The following is a 16848-nucleotide window of genomic DNA, read 5'->3' as shown; positions in this document are numbered from 1 at the left end:
GGACCAGCCTCTCCGCGGAGCGCCGTCACGCCCGGTGAGGGCCGGCCCCGGTCGCGTCGCCTCGGCGGCCTCCCGAGGTCCGTGGCCCACCGATCCCTCGCCCCGACGCCGAGCGCGGCTCGTCCTGCGGGGGCCGGTGGGTCGCGGGGTCATGCCCGGTGACGGTAGTGCCCCGCAGTCACCGGCGGGTCACGACCACGCGGGCTCGCCGCCCGGGGCAGCGGCCCGGGCGGGATCGGGGGCTGGGCGGGCCATGCCCCGGGCGGGATCGGGAGCTGGGCGGGCCCGGGGTGTGCCTAGGCCTGTGCGGCCAGCGTGAGCGGGTGGACGGCGGCGGCGCCGGCGCCGCGGATCGCCCGGGCGGCGAGGGTGAGGCTCCAGCCGGTGGCGACGAGGTCGTCGACGAGCAGGACGGATCGACCCTCGAGCGCGCCCGGCTCGGCCTCCAGGGCGCTGCGGCGCCCGACGGCGGCGACGCGCTGGGCGGAGTTCATGGAGCCCTTGCCGGGCGCGACGTCGGGGTCGACCACGGCCCAGCGCCCGAGCACCGGCACCTGGAGGTAGCGCGAGAGGCCGTCGGCGAGGTCGGCGGTCAGCGTCGGGCGGGTGGCCGACTCGACCACGACGATGCCGTCCACCGGGGGCCGCCAGTCGCCCAGCACCTCCACCACGGCGCGCACCAGGGGCACCGGCACCGGCCCGTCGGGGGTCTCGGGGCGGAACAGCTCGCGCAGGGCCTGGCCGTAGCCGAGGTCGGTGAGCCGCGCGACCGCGCGGCCCTCCTCGGCCGCGGCGGCGATCTTGCCCTTGAGCTCGACGCCGAGGCGGTCCATGCCCACCGGCCACATCTTGCGCGGCGCGATCGGCACGCCGGGCCGGGCCAGGCGCTGCTGGGCCTCCTCCACCGCGGCCTGCGACACCGCGCTCGACAGGGTCAGCCCGCCGCAGTTGTCGCAGCGACCGCACGGCTCGGCGGCCGGGTCGTCGAGCTGGTCGCGCAGGAACCACATGCGGCAGCGATCGGTGTCGAGGTAGTCCAGCATCGCCCGCTGCTCGCGCTCGCGGGCCTCGCGCACGCGGGCGTAGCGCTCCTCGTCGTAGCTCCACTCCTGCCCCGTCGACTCCCAGCCCCCGCGCACCCGGCGCACGGCGCCGTCGACGTCGAGGACCTTGAGCATCGTCTCCAGGCGGGTGCGGTTGAGCTCCACGCGCGGCTCGAGCGCGGCGGTGCTGATCGGCCGGCCCTCCTGCGCCAGCACCTCCAGGGTCTGACGCACCAGCTCCTCGCGGGGGAAGGCGAGGGAGGCGAAGTAGGCCCAGATGTCGCGGTCCTCGGTGGCGGGCAGGAGCACCACGGTGGCCTCGCTCGTGCCGCGCCCGGCGCGGCCGACCTGCTGGTAGTACGACACCGGCGAGGACGGCGCGCCCATGTTGACCACGAAGCCGAGCGTGGCGTCGAAGCCCATGCCGAGCGCGCTGGTGGCCACGAGCGCCTTGACCTTGCCGGCGATCAGGTCGCCCTCGAGGGCCTGGCGCTCGGTGGGCTCGGTCTGCCCGGAGTACGCCGCGACCTCGTGGCCGCGCGAGCGCAGGTAGTCGGCGATCTCCTGGGTGGCCGCCACGGTGAGGCAGTAGACGATGCCCGACCCGGGCTGCTCGGCGAGGTGGTCGGCCAGCCAGGCCAGCCGCTGGTCGGCGGTCGGCAGCCGCACGACCCCCAGGCGCAGCGACTCGCGGTCGAGCGAGCCGCGCAGCACGAGCACGTCGCGGCCCAGCTGCTGCTGGACGTCCTCGGTGACGCGCTCGTTGGCCGTCGCCGTGGTGGCGAGCACCGGGATGCCCTCGGGCAGGTCGTCGAGCATCGTGCGGATGCGGCGGTAGTCGGGGCGGAAGTCGTGGCCCCAGTCGGAGATGCAGTGGGCCTCGTCGACCACCAGCAGGCCGGCGGTGGCGGCCAGCCGGGGCAGCACCTCGTCGCGGAAGCCGGGGTTGTTGAGCCGCTCGGGGCTGACGAGCAGGACGTCGACCTCGCCGGCGTTGATCGCGTCGTGGATCGGCTCCCAGTCGCCGATGTTGGTGGAGTTGATGGTCACCGCGCGGATGCCGGCGCGCTCGGCGGCGGCGATCTGGTTGCGCATGAGGGCCAGCAGCGGGCTGACGATCACGGTGGGCCCGGCGCCGCGCGAGCGCAGCAGCAGGGTGGACACGAAGTAGACCGCCGACTTGCCCCAGCCGGTGCGCTGCACCACCAGCGCGCGCCGGCGGTGGACCGCGAGCGCCTCGATGGCCGACCACTGGTCCTCGCGCAGCACGGCGTCGTCGCGGCCGACCAGGGCGCGCAGGTGGGCCTCGGCCTCGTGACGGACCTCGGCGGGGGTGGCCTCGGTGGCTGCTGCGCTCATGCGGCCTGTCTACCAGCGTCCGCCGACGGCCCGGGGGCCGCCGTCCACAGGCCCGTCCGCCCGGCGCACCCCCGGGCCCGCGGCCCGCGACTCAGAGGTCGTGGTCGCCCCCGGTGACCCCCTTGCCCATCGAGAAGCTCAGTGTGAGGCCGGCGTCGACGGGGAGGGAGGCTCCCTTCACGACGTACTCCGAGAGCACCGTGGTGGCCGACTTCATCGCGGGACTGATCTCTCCGACGAGGTCGGCGAACCTGTCGAGGGAAGCCGAGAGACCCTTCATGAACGTCCGGCACCCCGTGGCTACCTGGCCCCGAGGGTGGCCGCATGAACCCTGGTCTCGGGACGCCCCTGCCCCGGTCCACGGCCCTGGCCCTGTCGCTCATGGCGGGGGCGGTGGTGCTGGCCGTGCCCACGGCACTCGTGCTGCTGCGCGCCGTGGACGGGTCGGTGGGCTCGGTCGTGCTGGGCCTGGGCATGGCCCTCGTCCTCGTCGTGGGGCCCCTGCTGCTGGCCCGTGGACTGCTGCGGGTCCGGGTCCACGTCGGTCCCGACGCGGTCACGCGCACCCTCGGTGGTCGGGTGGCCCACCGGATCGCCTACGCCGACGTCACCCGGGTGCGGGTCAAGCGCGAGCCCTACGTCCTGACGGTCACGCTGTGGGGCACCGACCCGGAGGGGCGTGAGGTGGTCTTCCCGGTCTCGCGGTCCTACGTCGGCGACCTCGAGCCGCTCGCCCGACGACTCGACCCCGAGGTCGAGCACCGCGGCGCGCAGCTCTTCGCCGACGAGCACGAGCGCCGCTGGTGGCAGGAGTTCCGCGCCGGCACGTTCTGAGCCGCAGCCCGCCGGCCGCCCTGCCGCAGCGGACCGTCGTACGCCGCCGCGCGCCGGCTCAGCCGCCCAGCGCGGCCCGGGCGGCCTCGTGCAGCGCGACGACCTCGCGTCGCAGCTGCGCCCGCTCGGTGACCGGGCCGCCGGGCCAGGCCACCCGCAGGGAGGCCTCCCCCGTGGCGTCGACGACGTGCCAGGTGCCGCCGTGGGCGTCGAGCGAGGTCATCTCCGCAGAGGTGGCCGCGGGGTAGCCGTGGGCGCGCACGATCCGCAGCGAGTCCTCGGCGTGGTCGTCGTTCATGTGTGCGAGCACGGCGTCGACGACCTCCTCGCCGAGGCCGCCGTCCGAGGCCCCGGGCCCGGCGGTCACGGCCGGCTCACCAGATCCTGACCCGGTCGGCGGGGTCGAGCCACAGCCCGTCGCCCTCGCGGGTCCCGAAGACCTCGTGGAACTCGTCGAGGTTGCGCACGATGTTGGCGCGGAACTCCGGCGGGGAGTGCGGGTCGATGGTGAGGTACTGCCGCTCCTGCTCCACGCGGCGCTTGGTGCGCCAGACGAAGGCCCAGTTGAGGAAGAGCCGCTCGCGGTCCTCGACGCTGGCCGCGCCGCCGGTGGAGATGACGTAGGCCTTGTGGCCGATGGTCAGCCCGCCCAGGTCGCCGATGTTCTCGCCGACGGTGAGCGAGCCGTTGACCTTCTCACCCGGCAGGGCGCGCGGCTCGAAGGCGGCGTACTGCTCGACCAGCGCCTGCGACTTGACCTCGAAGGCGGCCTTGTCGTCGGCGGTCCACCAGTCGTTGAGGTTGCCGGCGCCGTCGTACTGCGCGCCCTGGTCGTCGAAGCCGTGGCCGATCTCGTGGCCGATGACCGCGCCGATGCCGCCGTAGTTCTCCGCCGGGTGGGCGTCGGGGCTGAAGAACGGCTTCTGCAGGATGCCCGCGGGGAAGCAGATCTCGTTGGTGCCGGGGTTGTAGTAGGCGTTGACGGTCTGCGGCAGCATGAACCACTCGTCGCGGTCGACCGGCCCGCCGAGCTTGCCCAGCTCGCGGTCGGTCTGGAAGGCCGACGTGGCGGCGACGTTGCCCATGAGGTCGTCGGGGGTGACCTGCAGGCGCGAGTAGTCGCGGAAGCGGTCGGGGTAGCCGATCTTGGGCCGGAAGGTCGCGAGCTTCTCGTAGGCCCGCTCCTTGGTCTCCTCGGTCATCCAGTCCAGCGCCGCGATCGACTCGCGGTAGGCCGCGAGCAGGTTGGCGACCAGGTCGTCCATCATCGCCTTGGAGGCCGGCGGGAAGTGGCGTGCGACGTACTCCTTGCCCACCGCCTCGCCGATCGCGCCCTCGACCAGCGCGATGCCGCGCTTCCAGCGCGCCCGCAGCTCGGGCGTGCCGTTGAGGGTGCGACCGTAGAAGTCGAAGTTGGCCTCCACGAACTCGTCGGTGAGGTACGGCGCGGCCGAGCGCAGCACGTGCGTGAGCAGCCACGGGCGCCAGTCGTCGAGGTCGACCTCGGTCAGCACCGAGGAGAGGTGCTCGAAGAACGAGGGCTGGCGCACGCAGACCTCGGCCAGCACGAGGGCCTGGTCGATGCCGGGGCCGGCGAGGTTGGTGACGTAGGCGTCCCAGTCGAAGGCCGGGCACAGCGCCAGCAGGTCGTCGTGGGTGAGCAGGTTGTAGGTCTTCTGCACGTCGCGGGTCTCGGCGCGCTCCCAGTGGCCGGCGGCGATGCGGGTGTCGACCGCCAGCACGGTCGCCGCGGCGCCGGCCGGGTCGGCGTGACCGACCAGGCCGAGCAGGCGGGTGAGGTAGGCGACGTACTTCTCGCGGGTCTCGGCGAACTTCTCGTCGCGGTAGTAGGACTCGTCGGGCAGGCCGAGACCGCCCTGGCCCAGGTGGAAGAGGTAGCGGTCGGAGTCGCGGCTGTCGGTGTCGACGTAGGACCCGAAGAGGCCGTGGCCGCCGATCCGCTCGAACTCGCCGAGGAAGGCGGCCAGGTCACGCACGTCGCGCAGGCCGGCGACCGCGTCGACGAGCGGCTGGATCGGGCGGGTGCCGCGGGCGGCGATGGTCTCGGTGTCCATGAAGGAGGCGTAGAGGGCGCCGATCTTGCGGGCGTCGTCGTCGCGGGGCTCGCCCGCGGCCAGCTCCTCCACGATCGTGCGCACGTGCTGCTCGGCCGCGTCGGCCAGCTGCACGAACGGCCCCCAGCTGGAGCGGTCGGAGGGGATCTCGGTCTCCTCCAGCCACCGGCCGTTGACGTGGCCGAAGAGGTCGTCCTGGGGGCGGGTGGCAGGGTCCATGCCCGCGCGGGCGTCGTCGAGGATGCTCACGCAGCGACCCTAGCCGGGCGCCCCGACCGCGGGCACGCGACCGGCGCGGGTCGTGCCCGCCGGGGGGGCTCGGCCGGGTCAGACCGCGTCGTCGATCGCGGCGCGCACGGCCATCACGACGCTCTCCTGGCTCACGCCCTCGCGCACGGCGAGCTCGGCGACGAGACGGCGCACGACGAGCATCACCCCGCCCATCAGCGGCGAGATGTCGAGCTCGACCTCCTCGGCCGCCTCGTCGAAGGCCAGCGCGATCGCCTCGATCTCCAGCAGGTGGGAGAAGGCCAGCTCCATCGGGTCGACGTCGGGGTCGACGCCCTGCGCGTCGGCCGCGGTGACGCCGTCGAGGATGATGTGGCCCGCCCGGCGGATCCGCTCCTCGTCGCCCAGGTCGGCGAAGGGACCGGGCTGGTCGTGGTCCTGGGGCTGGTCGTGGTGCTGGTGGTCCGCGGCGTGGTCGTGGCCGTCGTCGTGGGTCATGGCGCCATCATCTCGCGGGCCGGTCCGGTGCCGGCGGGTGGCGCGCGCCGGTGGAGCACGCCGACCGCGCCGTCGCGTGCCCCGCCCCCCGCACGGCGGCGGTCTGCGCGATCCACGCGACCCGCCACCCGCAGTGGACTGCCCCAACCACGCAATTGCGCTCCCCCGGCACCCCCACCGCAGGGGTCTGCGCGATCCACGCCACCCGCCGCGCCCGAAGGCTGCGCCAACCGCGCAATCGCGCCACCCCCACATCCGCACGGCCGCGGATCACCACGATCCACACGCCGCGGGGCGCCCACGCGACCCGCCGTGCCCGGCGAGGGCGGCAACCACGCAATTGCGCTCCCCCGGCACCCCCACCGCAGGGGTCTGCGCGATCCACGCGACCCGCCACCCCCGAAGGCTGCGCCAACCGCGCCATTGCGCCACCCCGACACCCGCACGGCCGCAGCGGGCGGAGGAAGGGCCGACGACGCCGCAGCGGGACCGCGGGCCGCGTCCGCCCGCGCCCCGACGGCACGCGCGGTCGCGACGCGCCGGGAGCGGTGCCGCGCGGGAGTACGGTCCGAGCATGAGCTCCGAGCTGCAGGTCGTCGCCACCATCCCCACCGACCCCGCCCACCGTGAGGCGGTGCAGGCCGGGCTGGCCGAGCTGGTCACCGCCACGCGCGCCGAGGACGGCTGCCTGGCCTATACCGCCTACGAGTCGGCCACCGCCCCCGGTGTCTTCGTCACCGTCGAGACCTGGCGCAGCCAGGCCGACCTCGACGCCCACATGCAGACCGCCCACATCGCGCGCGCCTTCGAGGTGCTCGGTGCGGCGCTCGTCGGCGAGGTGGCCATCCACCCGCTGACCCCGCTGGCCTGACCCGCGGCCGACGGCCGGTCACCGGCCGCCGACAGGCGGGCCTCAGCGCATCCGCACGACCGACTTGCCGAGGGTGCGGCGCTCGTCCATGTCGACGAGCGCCCGGCCGAAGTCCTCGAGGGCGTAGGTCGCGCCCACGGGAGGCTTCACCACGCCCGAGGCCATCATCGGGGCGAGCTTCTCCCACTGCTGGTGCATGTAGCCGGGGCGGGTCATGGCGTAGGCGCCCCAGCCGACGCCGCGCACGTCGGTGTTATTGAGCAGCAGCCGGTTGACCTTGACCTGGGGGATGCCCTGGCCGGCGGCGAAGCCGACCACGAGCAGGCGGCCCTGGGCGCCGAGCAGGCGCAGGGAGTCGGTGAAGACGTCGCCGCCGACGACGTCCACCACCACGTCGACCCCGGCGCCGCCGGTGAGCTCCTGCACGGCGTCCTTGAACCCGTCGAGCAGCACGACCTCGTCGGCGCCGGCGGTGCGGGCGACGGCGGCCTTCTCCTCGGTCGAGACCACCGCGATGGTCCGGGCGCCCATGCCCTTGGCCACCTGGATCGTCGCGGTGCCGACCCCGCCGGCGGCGCCGTGGACCAGCACGGTCTCCCCGGCCTGGAGGCCACCGCGCTCGTCGAGGGCGAACTGCGCGGTGAGGTAGTTCATCGGCAGCGCCGCGGCCTCATCGAAGGAGACCTCGTCGGGCACGGGGAAGGTGAAGATCGCGGGGCTGGCGACCAGCTCGGCGGCGCCGCCGTAGGGCCCGACGCCGGCCACCCGCGTGCCGGGCTCGTAGCCCTCGGGCCCGGAGACGACGACGCCGGCGAAGTCGACGCCGAGGGTGAAGGGCGGCTCGGGCTTGAGCTGGTACTCCCCGCGGCTCAGCAGCAGGTCGGGGAAGGAGATGCCGACCGTGTGCACCTCCACCAGCACGTCGTCGGGCCCGGGCGTCGGCTCGGCGACGTCGCGGATCTCGAGGTGGGTGGGACCGGTGGTGTCGACGACCTGGACTGCGCGCATGGGGGCACCGTAGCCACCCGCGCCGACCCCGGCGCCCATCGCCGCGCCCATCGCCGTGCCATCCGTCATGCCCGCGGCGTCGAAGCACCCCCATGAGGCTCGCCGACCGCGTCCAGGCCACGCTCATGCACGCGACGGCCCGCTGGACGGTGCGCTACGGCGAGGACCTGCGCTTCGCCGGCTCCGACCTGCCCGCCCCGACCCGCCTGCGCGTGCCGACGCGTCACGGCGACGTCCGCGTCATGGAGTACGTCGCGCCCGCGGCCACGCACGGCTCGGGCCCCGCGCACGTGCACCTCCACGGCGGGGCGTGGCTGATGCGCCACGCCGCGATGGACGACTGGTGGTGCCGCTACCTCGCCGCCACCGCCGGCGTGCGCGTGCTCAACGTCGACTTCCGCACCGGCCCCTACGTCACCTACCCCGTGGCCCAGGAGGAGAGCCACGACGTGGCCGCCTGGGTCGCCGACGGCGGCGACCCCGTGTCGGTCGGCGGCTTCTCCTCCGGCGGCGGCATGGCCGCGGCGGTGTGCCTGATGGCCCGCGACACCGGCTCCTTCACCCCGCGCCTGCAGCTGCTCGGCGTGCCGGCCCTCGACCTGGCCGGCGACCTGCCCACCGGCGCGGGCATGATCTCGCCCTCGCTGCGCGCGCTGGTGCGGCGCGTCTACTTCCCCGACCCGGCCACGCGCTCGGCGGCGTACGCCTCGCCCCTGCTGGCCCCCGACCTGGCCGGGCTGCCCCCGGCGGTGGTGATGACCGCCGAGCGCGACACGCTGCGCCGCGACGGCGACCGCTACGCCCAGCGGCTGCGCGAGGCCGGGGTGCCGGTCGTGCACGACGTCACCCCCGGGGTCGACCACTACTTCCTCACCGAGGACCCCGCCCGGGCCCGCACCACGATGGCGATGGCCGCCACCGCCGTGCGCGAGGCCCTGCTCGGCCACTGAGCGGGCTGAGCGGCGGCACCCGCCGGTCGGGGCTCAGCGCGGGTCGACGATCCGGTTGGCCTCGAAGTGCATGGGGTCGGTGTAGCTCCAGTCGCCGCCCCAGGCGAAGCCCCACTTCTTGAAGATGTCGACGACCCCGCGGTCGATCTCGCCGACGGTGCCGCGCAGGTTGCCCGGCACGTTGAAGTCGAGGGCCAGGCCGAAGGAGTGGTTGGACAGCGTGGTCGACCCGGCGATGAAGCGGGGGTAGTAGCAGCCGCCGTACTGCCCCGGGATGATCGCGTCGCCCAGGCCGCGCTCGACGACCTCGCGCAGGGCCGCGGTGAGCTGCGGGATGATCGCCTTGTTGCAGGTCACCGAGCCGAGGATCGGCACGTCGGCGGTGACGATGTGGCTGGAGACCCACGACGGCTCGGGGGCGATGCGCCCGCCGCCGATGACGGTGTAGTTGAAGGTGCCGACCGCGTCGGCGACGGCGCCGACCACGAAGGCGGTCTGGGCGGCGTCGATGTCGAGGCCCAGGGTCGCCACGACGTCGAGGCGCTGGATCGACGTCTGCCCCGGGAGCATCCGCTGCAGCGGTCCCACCACCCGGTCGGGGGCGGTGGTGCCGGTCGAGACGAGCAGGGCGTTGGCCGGCTTGGCGCCGATCGCGGCCCCCCACTTCTCGTTGACGACCGCGTCGACGGCGTTGGGGATCTGGGGCGCGAAGGCCCCGACGTGGACCTCCTCGGAGTCCTCCGCGCTGCCCAGCCGCAGGAAGCCGTCGTCGTCGGTGGGCAGCTTCTTCTCCAGGTCGGAGGCCACGGCCACCTCGCCTGCGGCCACGCGGTCCCAGACCTCCTGGGCCTCCGGGCTGGGCTGGGTGGTCCAGGCGCGGTAGCTCGCGGGGTCGACGACCGCGACGTTGAGCACCTTGCCCTCGATGCTGGCCTGGGCCAGGGACATCGACTCCACCGAGACGTCGTCGAGGGCGTCGATCGCGGCCACGGTCTCGGGGTCGATGGTGTCCTGGGCGACGACGAGGATGTCGGCGTACTGCGGCGGGCCCTCCAGCGGGCCCGGCGCCTCCACGGCGAAGGCCGGGTCGAGCGCGGGCGCCGCGCTCGAGCCCTCGCCGTCACCCGCGCCGTCACCGCGGTCGTCGCCGGTCCCGGGCGCGTCGGCACCGGGCTCGGCGGTCGTCGAGGCGCCGGCCGGCGTCGGGTCGGCGGCGGGGTCGCCACCGGTGTCCTGGCCGCAGGCGGCGAGCAGCAGCCCGAGGGCCGCGAGCGCGGCCGCGGCGGCCCGACGGCGCGCGGGCCCGGCCGCCGTGCGCCGGTGGCGCAGCGGTGCTCCCAGGTGCAGCGTCCTCACGTCGATCCCTCCCCTGGCCCAGCGTAGGCGGCGCGCTGTGACGGCGGGCACGCTCCCCGGAAGTCGTGCGCGTCGACGGGTGTTCGTCGCCGCGGCCCGACCGGACGGGGGCCGCCCGCCGCTCTTACTGACCGTTGCACCCTCTGGGCGGGCGTCCTGACGGTCAGGTAGTGGTCGCAACGGTCAGTAAGACGCAGCGGCGCCACGTCCAGCGCCGCCAGCGCACCGGGTCGGCGCACCGGGTCAGCGCACCGGGTCGCGGAGCACGTCGGCGCGCACGGTGAGCCACGACAGCACCCCGCCGGCGACGAGCAGCCCGGCGCAGGCCAGCATGGCCCGGCCGAAGGCGGGGTCGAGGAGGGCGGGGTCGGCGTACTCCTCCCCACCGAGGCCCACCGCCATCGGCAGCGCGGCCACGGCGAGCAGCGTGCCGGCGCGGGCCACGGCGTTGGAGACGCCGCTGGCGACGCCCGCGTGCTCGTCGGGGGCGGCCGCCAGCACGGTGGCGGTGAGCGGCGCGACGAGCAGCGCCAGGCCGAGGCCGAAGACGGTGATGCCGGGCAGCACACCGACGACGTAGGGCCGCTCCCCCGCGCCGAGCAGCAGCAGCACGCCCGCGGCCATCACGAGCGGACCGAGGCTGAGCGGCAGCCGGGGCCCGGTGCGGGCGCCGAGGGCCCCGCCGCGGGAGGCCAGCAACAGCATGCACACGGTGAGCGGCAGGCTCGCGAGACCGGCCTGCAGCGCGGTGTAGCCGCCCACGACCTGCATCTGCAGGGTGAGGAAGAAGGTCATGGCGCCCAGCGCGCCGTAGACGAGCAGCGTCATCGCGTTGGCGGCGGCGAAGGTGCGGTCGGCGAAGAGCCCGGGCTCGAGCATGGGCCAGCGCTCGCGCCGCTCGACCACGACGAAGGCGACCAGCCCCGCCACCCCGACCGCAGCCGCCGCGGTCGCCAGCGGCCGGCCCCACTCGATCAGCGCGTACGTCGCGCCCGCCAGCCCCAGCGTGGCCAGGGCCGCCCCGGCCCAGTCGAGCCGCGGGGCGGCGTGGGGGTCGCGGGTCTCGGGCACGCCGCGGGCCAACCACACGGTGGCCGCGGCGAGCGGGAGGTTGACCAGGAACACCCACCGCCACGAGGCGTGGTCGACCAGCAGACCGCCGACGAAGGGCCCGGCCGCGGCGGCGATCGCGCCGAGACCGGTCCAGGTGCCGATGGCGGCCGCGCGGTCGGCGGGGCGCACCGCGCCCTGGATCATGGCCAGGCTGCCGGGCGCGAGCGCGGCTGCGGCCACCCCCTGGGCGACGCGGGCGGCGACCAGCACCTCGGGGGTCGGCGCCAGGCCGCACAGCAGGCTGGCCAGCGCGAAGCCGACCGTGCCGGCCACGAAGACGCGGCGCCGCCCCAGCCGGTCACCGAGCGAACCGCCGAGCAGGATCAGGCTGGCCAGGGCGAGCAGGTAGCCGTTGGTGACCCACTGCAGCTGGGCCAGGCTGGCGTCGAGGTCCTCCCCGATGGAGCGCAGCGCCACGTTGACCACGGTGCCGTCGAGCATCGTCATGCCCGAGCCGAGCACCGCCGCCGCGACCACGCGGCGACCGGCGGGGCTGGTGCGCGCGACGCCTCCCGCGGCGGGCTCGACGGTCATGGGCCCACCGTAGGGGCTGCGCCCCCGGGTCCCCCTCGCGTGCGACCCGCCGGGGCGCGGACCACCGGTGCGCGGACCACCGTTGCGCGGACGTCATGCGGACCGTGCATGCGCATCCACCCTGCGCATGACGTCCCGCCCAGCCCGCCGTACCGCAGGGCGACCACCCGCCCGCGCCACCCCCGCCCCAGCACCCCGGACGTCATACGGACCGAGGATGCGCATCCACCCTGCGCATGACGTCCCACCCGGCCGCACCGCCTGACCCCGCCCGCCCGCGACCCGCCGGTGCGCGGACGTCATGCGGATCGAGGATGCGCATCCACCCTGCGCATGACGTCCCGCCCGGGCCGCACCGCGGGCAGACCCCGCCGGCGCCACCCCCGCCCCAGCCCCAGCCCCGCGGACGTCATACGGACCGTGCATGCGCATCCACCCCACGCATGACGCCCCGTCCGGCCCGCCGCACCGCGGGTCGGACGTCATGCGCACCGTGGATGCGCATCCACCCCACGCATGACGTCCCGCCCCGGCCGCACCGCCCGACCCTGCGGCCCGCGCCCGCCCGGTGCGGCTAGGGCCGCAGCACCCGGGCGGAGACCCAGGCGATGGCGTCGGCGGAGGCCTCGGGGGTCGCGGTGGGCTGCATGACGTGGCTCAGCACGAGCCGCACGACCATGTCGATCGCGGCGTCGAGGCGCTCGCCGGGCAGGTCGAGGCCGTAGGGCGGCAGCCGCTCGCCGACCACGGTCTTGGCCACGGCGAGCAGCGACTCGGCGTGGGTGGTGAGCAGCGGCAGCAGCTCGGTGTCGGCGCCGTGGGTGGCCGAGACGACCGCGTGCAGCAGGGGGTTGCCGTGGGCGTTGCGCAGCACCAGCAGCGCCGAGTCGTGGATCGCGGCCACCAGGTCGTCGGGGTGGTCGTCGAAGGCGGAGGACACCAGCGCGAGGAAGTGCTCGAGCTCGCGCAGGATCATCGCCTCGGCGAGGCCCGGCTTGGTGCCGACCTCGTTGTAGACCGTCTGCCGGCTCACGCCCACCCGGTCGGCCAGCCGGGCCATGGTGACCCGCGACCAGCCCACCTCCGCGGTGAGCTCGACCGCGGCCTCGACCACGCGGTCGCGCGTGCTGCCCGCCGTACGCCGCACCGGGCCCGCGTCGCCCGCCGACCCCACCCGCGCGCCCGAGGACTCCATGCCGGTCAGTCTAGGAAGGCCCACCAGCGGCCCCCGGACCGACCCGACCAGCCCGACCAGCCCGACCAGCCCGACCAGCCGGACGACCAGCACGTCCCGACCGGCGCACCCGCCCCGACCGACCCGACCGGGGGGACCGGGTCGGCGGAGGCGGGCGCGCCGGCGGGGAGGCTCAGGCCGCCTCGGCGGTGGACAGCGGCACGAAGTCGACCTTCTCGCGCACGCCGCAGTCGGGGCAGCACCAGTCGTCGGGGATGTCGGCCCAGGCCGTGCCGGCGGCGAAGCCCTCCAGCTCGTTGCCCTTCTCGACCTCGTAGGTGTGGCCGCAGCCGGGGCAGCGGGCGGCCAGCACCTCCTCGGCGACCGCGCCGGGCATCGCGTCGACCGCCCCGCCGGTGAGCGCCGCCGCGGTGGCCGCCTGCTCGGCGCGGGCGGCGGCGGAGGGGTAGCGGGCCAGGTAGCGCTCGCGCTTCGAGGGGTGCACGTTGGCGCGGGTGACGTCGCCGTCGAAGTGGGCCAGGACGCGGGGGTCCATGACCCGGCGGAAGAACGGCGGCACGAGGGCGAGCACGATCATCCCGGCGTAGCCCGTCGGCAGCACCGGGCTCTCCTCGAAGTCGCGCAGGGTCTGGTAGCGCCGCGTCGGGTTGGCGTGGTGGTCGCTGTGGCGCTGCAGGTGGTAGAGCAGCACGTTGGTGGCGATGTTGTTGGAGTTCCACGAGTGCGAGGGGTCGACGCGCTCGTAGCGCTGCCGGGCGCCGACCTTCTGGCGCAGCATGCCGTAGTGCTCCATGTAGTTGACGACCTCGAGCAGCGAGAAGCCGACGACGGCCTGGAGCACGAGCAGGGGCAGGATCGACCACCCGAGCCACGCGACGAGGGCGCCCCACAGCACCAGCGACATCACCCAGGCGTTGAGCACGTCGTTGCCGGGCCGGAAGGGGTGCTGCTGCTTGCGGGCGTAGCGCTTGCGCTCCAGGCTCCAGGCGCTGCGCACGCCGCCGGAGACGGTGCGCGGCCAGAAGGCGTAGAAGCTCTCCCCGAGCCGCGAGGAGGCGGGGTCCTCCGGGGTCGCGACGCGCACGTGGTGGCCGCGGTTGTGCTCGATGTAGAAGTGGCCGTAGAAGCTCTGGGCCAGCGCGACCTTGGAGAGCCAGCGCTCGTTCTCCTCGCGCTTGTGCCCGAGCTCGTGGGCGGTGTTGATGCCGATGCCGCCGATCGTGCCGATGGTGATCGCCAGGCCGACCTCGCCGACCGTGCCGAGCTCGCCGAGGCCGAAGGGGGCGCCGCGGGCGATGACGTAGAAGGCCGCCACGAACCCGAGGTACTGGATGGGCAGGAAGAGGTAGGTGATCCAGCGGTAGTAGCGGTCCTTCTCCAGCGCCTCGATCGCGTCGTCGGGCGGGTTGGTGCGGTCGAGCCCGGCGACGAGGTCGATCGCCGGCACGAGTCCGAGCACGATGATCGGGCCGATCCACAGCCACACGCCCCACCCGGTCGCCGCCCACCCGCCGAGCGCGACGAAGGCCAGCGACGGCACGACGAGGCCGATCAGCCACAGGTAGCGCTTGCCGTCCTTCCACTGCTCGGTCGACGCGGCCGACACCGTGCTGTGCGGGATCGACTCGGGGGTGCCGGGTGCGGGCGGGCTCGTGCGGGGGTTCGTGGGCATCGCGTCCTCCAGGGGGTGACCCCGATCACGACATCGGGTTGACAGAACCATAGGGATTGTCAAGCCGCTTGACAAGGGGGTCTGTGATGTAAAGCCGGCGGGGTCCGTCGGCGCTCGGGAGGCCGTGCCCGGCACAATGAGCCCGGTGAGCCACGACCAGCACCCCTTCGGCATCGACTTCGGCGGCACGGGCATCAAGGGCGCCCCCGTCGACACCGCGCTCGGGGAGTTCGCCGCCGAGCGCGTGCGGATCAAGACCCCCCAGCCCGCCACCCCCGAGGCCGTCGCCGCCGTCTTCGTCGACCTGCTCGCCCGGTTCGAGCCCTCCGACGCCCCGATCGGGGTCACCGTGCCCGGGGTGGTGCGGCGCGGCGTGGTCGGCTCGGCCGCCAACATCCACGACTCCTGGATCGGCACCGACGCCGACGCCCTCTTCACCGCGGCCACCGGTCGCGAGGTGCACGTGGTCAACGACGCCGACGCCGCCGGCCTGGCCGAGGTGAGGTACGGCGCCGCCCGCGACCGCAGCGGCCTGGTCATCGTGACCACCCTCGGCACCGGCATCGGCTCCGCGCTGGTCCACGACGGCGTGCTCGTGCCCAACGCCGAGCTCGGCCACCTCGAGGTCGACGGCCACGACGCCGAGTCGCGCGCGGCCAACAGCGTGCGCGAGGCCGAGGACCTCAGCATGGAGCAGTGGGCGAAGCGCCTGACCCGCTACTACCGCACGCTGGAGAGGCTCTTCTCCCCCGAGCTCATCGTCGTCGGCGGCGGCATCAGCAAGCGCTCGGAGGAGTTCCTGCCGCTGCTCGACCTCGACACCGAGATCGTCCCGGCCCGGCTGCGCAACCGCGCCGGCGTCGTCGGCGCGGCCTGGTGGGCCTCCCTCCCCCGCTGAGCGACCCGCGCGTGCGGTGCCGGGTCACTCCCAGTCGAGGTCCTGGTCGGCGTCGAGGAGGCTGTCGGCCAGCGCCGGCAGACCCAGCAGGTCGAGGGCGACGTTGGCCAGGTCGCCGTTGCGCACCGGCTGCTCCCCGTCGTACGACGGACGGCTGCGGCCGGGGTCGCGGTAGTCCGGGTTGAGCGCGTAGAGGTCGCCCGCGGCGACGCCGGGGCCCCACACCAGGAACGGCACCCGGTAGTCGACGAACCTCGTGGGGTCGGAGTGCCCCGGGCCGCGACCGCCGTGGTCGGCGGTGAGCACGACCCTCACCTCGGCGGCGTCCTCGGGATCGGCGGCCAGCGCGGCCAGGAGCCGCCCGACGAGACGGTCGGTGCGCACCACCGCGTCGAGGTAGGCCGGACCCATGAAGCCCTCCGCGTGGCCCACCAGGTCGGGCAGGGCGACGTGGACGAAGGTCAGGTCGCGGTCGGTCTCGGCGAGGTCGGCCGCCGCCCGCGCCACGAGCGAGCGCGGCCGCTCGTCGAGCACGAAGGTGTCGACCGCGCCGGGCCAGGAGTCGTCGAACAGGCGGAACTTCGCCTTGCCCGCGAAGAGCGCCGTGGTGAGGCCCGCGTCGTGGGCGGCGCTGAGGACCGAGCCGACCGGGCGCCCGGCCGCCTCCTGCACGGTCGTGCCGGGGCGCTCGACGTTCCACGTCACGCCGTGGCCGCCGCGGTCGGCGTCGACCCGCAGCCCGGTGAGCATGCCGGTGTGGTTGGGCAGGGTGTCGGTCAGCTCCCGCTCGGTGCGGGCGTGGGTGGTGGCCGCGCCCTCGCGCAGCAGCCGGTGCAGCACCGGCGTCCGGTCGCGACCGAGCCGGTCGAGGGCGGCGACGTTGAAGCCGTCGAGGGAGACCGCGAGCACCCGGGCGGCGTCGTCACCCGCCACCGGGGCCGTGCTGTCGGCGGTCGGGGCCGTGCCGGCCGCGACGACACGGGCCGTGGCGCGCTCGCGGTCGGGCGCGCCGCCGGTGGCGCAGGACGCGAGGGTACCGACCGCGAGCGCCGCCGCGAGCGCCGCGGCCGTGCCGCGACGCCGACCCGAGGGGGGTGCGGCGGAGGGGGACGGCGCGGTGGGCCGGGGCGTCATGCCGGCGACCCTATGCCCGCTCGGGCGCCCGGGTCCCCGGGACGGCGCAGACGCCGCGAGCACCGGGCCACGGTCGACCT

15 protein-coding genes are annotated in these 16848 nt (G+C 75.1%); 4 read left to right on the top strand and 11 right to left on the bottom strand.

Features of this window, described 5'->3' with window-relative positions:
• Nucleotides 1-296: 296 nt before the first annotated feature.
• Together ASF47_RS17140 and ASF47_RS17135 are read right to left on the bottom strand one after the other, a co-directional pair.
• The gene (locus ASF47_RS17140; protein ID WP_056865150.1) at nt 297-2402 is read right to left on the bottom strand and encodes a RecQ family ATP-dependent DNA helicase; all 2106 of its coding nucleotides are present in this window, start codon (nt 2400-2402) and stop codon (nt 297-299) included.
• 91 nt (nt 2403-2493) lie between these two features.
• Nucleotides 2494-2682 (bottom strand): hypothetical protein, encoded by a 189-nt coding sequence (locus ASF47_RS17135; RefSeq protein WP_056865149.1) that lies wholly within the window; start codon nt 2680-2682, stop codon nt 2494-2496.
• 44 nt (nt 2683-2726) lie between these two features.
• Here ASF47_RS17135 and ASF47_RS17130 point away from each other — a divergent pair, with 44 nt between their 5' ends.
• Nucleotides 2727-3236, top strand: a complete 510-nt coding sequence (locus tag ASF47_RS17130; protein WP_056865148.1) for a hypothetical protein — start codon at nt 2727-2729, stop codon at nt 3234-3236.
• A 58-nt stretch (nt 3237-3294) separates the two neighbouring features.
• Here the strand turns inward: ASF47_RS17130 and ASF47_RS17125 are convergent, their stop codons facing one another.
• From ASF47_RS17125 to ASF47_RS17115, 3 genes are all read right to left on the bottom strand, one after another.
• The gene (locus tag ASF47_RS17125; protein ID WP_235558792.1) at nt 3295-3603 is read right to left on the bottom strand and encodes a DUF2470 domain-containing protein; all 309 of its coding nucleotides are present in this window, start codon (nt 3601-3603) and stop codon (nt 3295-3297) included.
• Between the two features lie 7 nt (nt 3604-3610).
• Nucleotides 3611-5560, bottom strand: coding sequence for a M13 family metallopeptidase (locus ASF47_RS17120; protein WP_056865147.1), 1950 nt, complete (start codon nt 5558-5560; stop codon nt 3611-3613).
• Nucleotides 5561-5638: 78 nt separating this feature from the next.
• Nucleotides 5639-6037: a hypothetical protein gene (locus ASF47_RS17115; RefSeq protein WP_056865146.1), complete on the bottom strand. Its 399-nt coding sequence runs from the start codon at nt 6035-6037 to the stop codon at nt 5639-5641.
• Nucleotides 6038-6611: 574 nt separating this feature from the next.
• On the opposite strand from ASF47_RS17115, the gene ASF47_RS17110 reads away from it, so the two are divergent.
• Nucleotides 6612-6908, top strand: a complete 297-nt coding sequence (locus ASF47_RS17110; protein ID WP_056865145.1) for a putative quinol monooxygenase — start codon at nt 6612-6614, stop codon at nt 6906-6908.
• 42 nt (nt 6909-6950) lie between these two features.
• On the opposite strand, the gene ASF47_RS17105 is transcribed toward ASF47_RS17110, so the two are convergent.
• The gene (locus tag ASF47_RS17105) at nt 6951-7916 is read right to left on the bottom strand and encodes an NADPH:quinone oxidoreductase family protein (RefSeq protein WP_056865319.1); all 966 of its coding nucleotides are present in this window, start codon (nt 7914-7916) and stop codon (nt 6951-6953) included.
• 92 nt (nt 7917-8008) lie between these two features.
• On the opposite strand from ASF47_RS17105, the gene ASF47_RS17100 reads away from it, so the two are divergent.
• Nucleotides 8009-8866, top strand: a complete 858-nt coding sequence (locus ASF47_RS17100; RefSeq protein WP_082500449.1) for an alpha/beta fold hydrolase — start codon at nt 8009-8011, stop codon at nt 8864-8866.
• Between the two features lie 33 nt (nt 8867-8899).
• Here ASF47_RS17100 and ASF47_RS17095 read toward each other — a convergent pair whose 3' ends face one another.
• The 4 genes from ASF47_RS17095 to ASF47_RS17080 form a co-directional block, all read right to left on the bottom strand.
• Nucleotides 8900-10222 (bottom strand): M15 family metallopeptidase, encoded by a 1323-nt coding sequence (locus tag ASF47_RS17095; RefSeq protein ID WP_235558791.1) that lies wholly within the window; start codon nt 10220-10222, stop codon nt 8900-8902.
• Between the two features lie 243 nt (nt 10223-10465).
• Nucleotides 10466-11869 (bottom strand): MFS transporter, encoded by a 1404-nt coding sequence (locus ASF47_RS17090; protein WP_056865144.1) that lies wholly within the window; start codon nt 11867-11869, stop codon nt 10466-10468.
• 574 nt (nt 11870-12443) lie between these two features.
• Nucleotides 12444-13157: a TetR/AcrR family transcriptional regulator gene (locus tag ASF47_RS17085; RefSeq protein WP_268778321.1), complete on the bottom strand. Its 714-nt coding sequence runs from the start codon at nt 13155-13157 to the stop codon at nt 12444-12446.
• 79 nt (nt 13158-13236) lie between these two features.
• Nucleotides 13237-14736 (bottom strand): fatty acid desaturase, encoded by a 1500-nt coding sequence (locus ASF47_RS17080; RefSeq protein ID WP_082500448.1) that lies wholly within the window; start codon nt 14734-14736, stop codon nt 13237-13239.
• A gap of 145 nt (nt 14737-14881) precedes the next feature.
• Between ASF47_RS17080 and ppgK the strand changes: the two genes are divergently transcribed.
• Entirely contained in the window at nt 14882-15634 is a 753-nt protein-coding gene (gene ppgK, locus ASF47_RS17075) for a polyphosphate--glucose phosphotransferase (protein WP_414855744.1), read from the top strand.
• Between the two features lie 24 nt (nt 15635-15658).
• Here the strand turns inward: ppgK and ASF47_RS17070 are convergent, their stop codons facing one another.
• Nucleotides 15659-16768, bottom strand: coding sequence for an alkaline phosphatase family protein (locus tag ASF47_RS17070; protein WP_056865142.1), 1110 nt, complete (start codon nt 16766-16768; stop codon nt 15659-15661).
• Nucleotides 16769-16848: the final 80 nt, after the last annotated feature.

The organism is Nocardioides sp. Leaf285 (assembly GCF_001422955.1).
Taxonomy (GTDB): domain Bacteria; phylum Actinomycetota; class Actinomycetes; order Propionibacteriales; family Nocardioidaceae; genus Nocardioides; species Nocardioides kribbensis.
The sequence above is the reverse complement of the archived record's forward strand: the minus strand, read 5'-3'. Positions and strand labels throughout refer to the sequence as shown.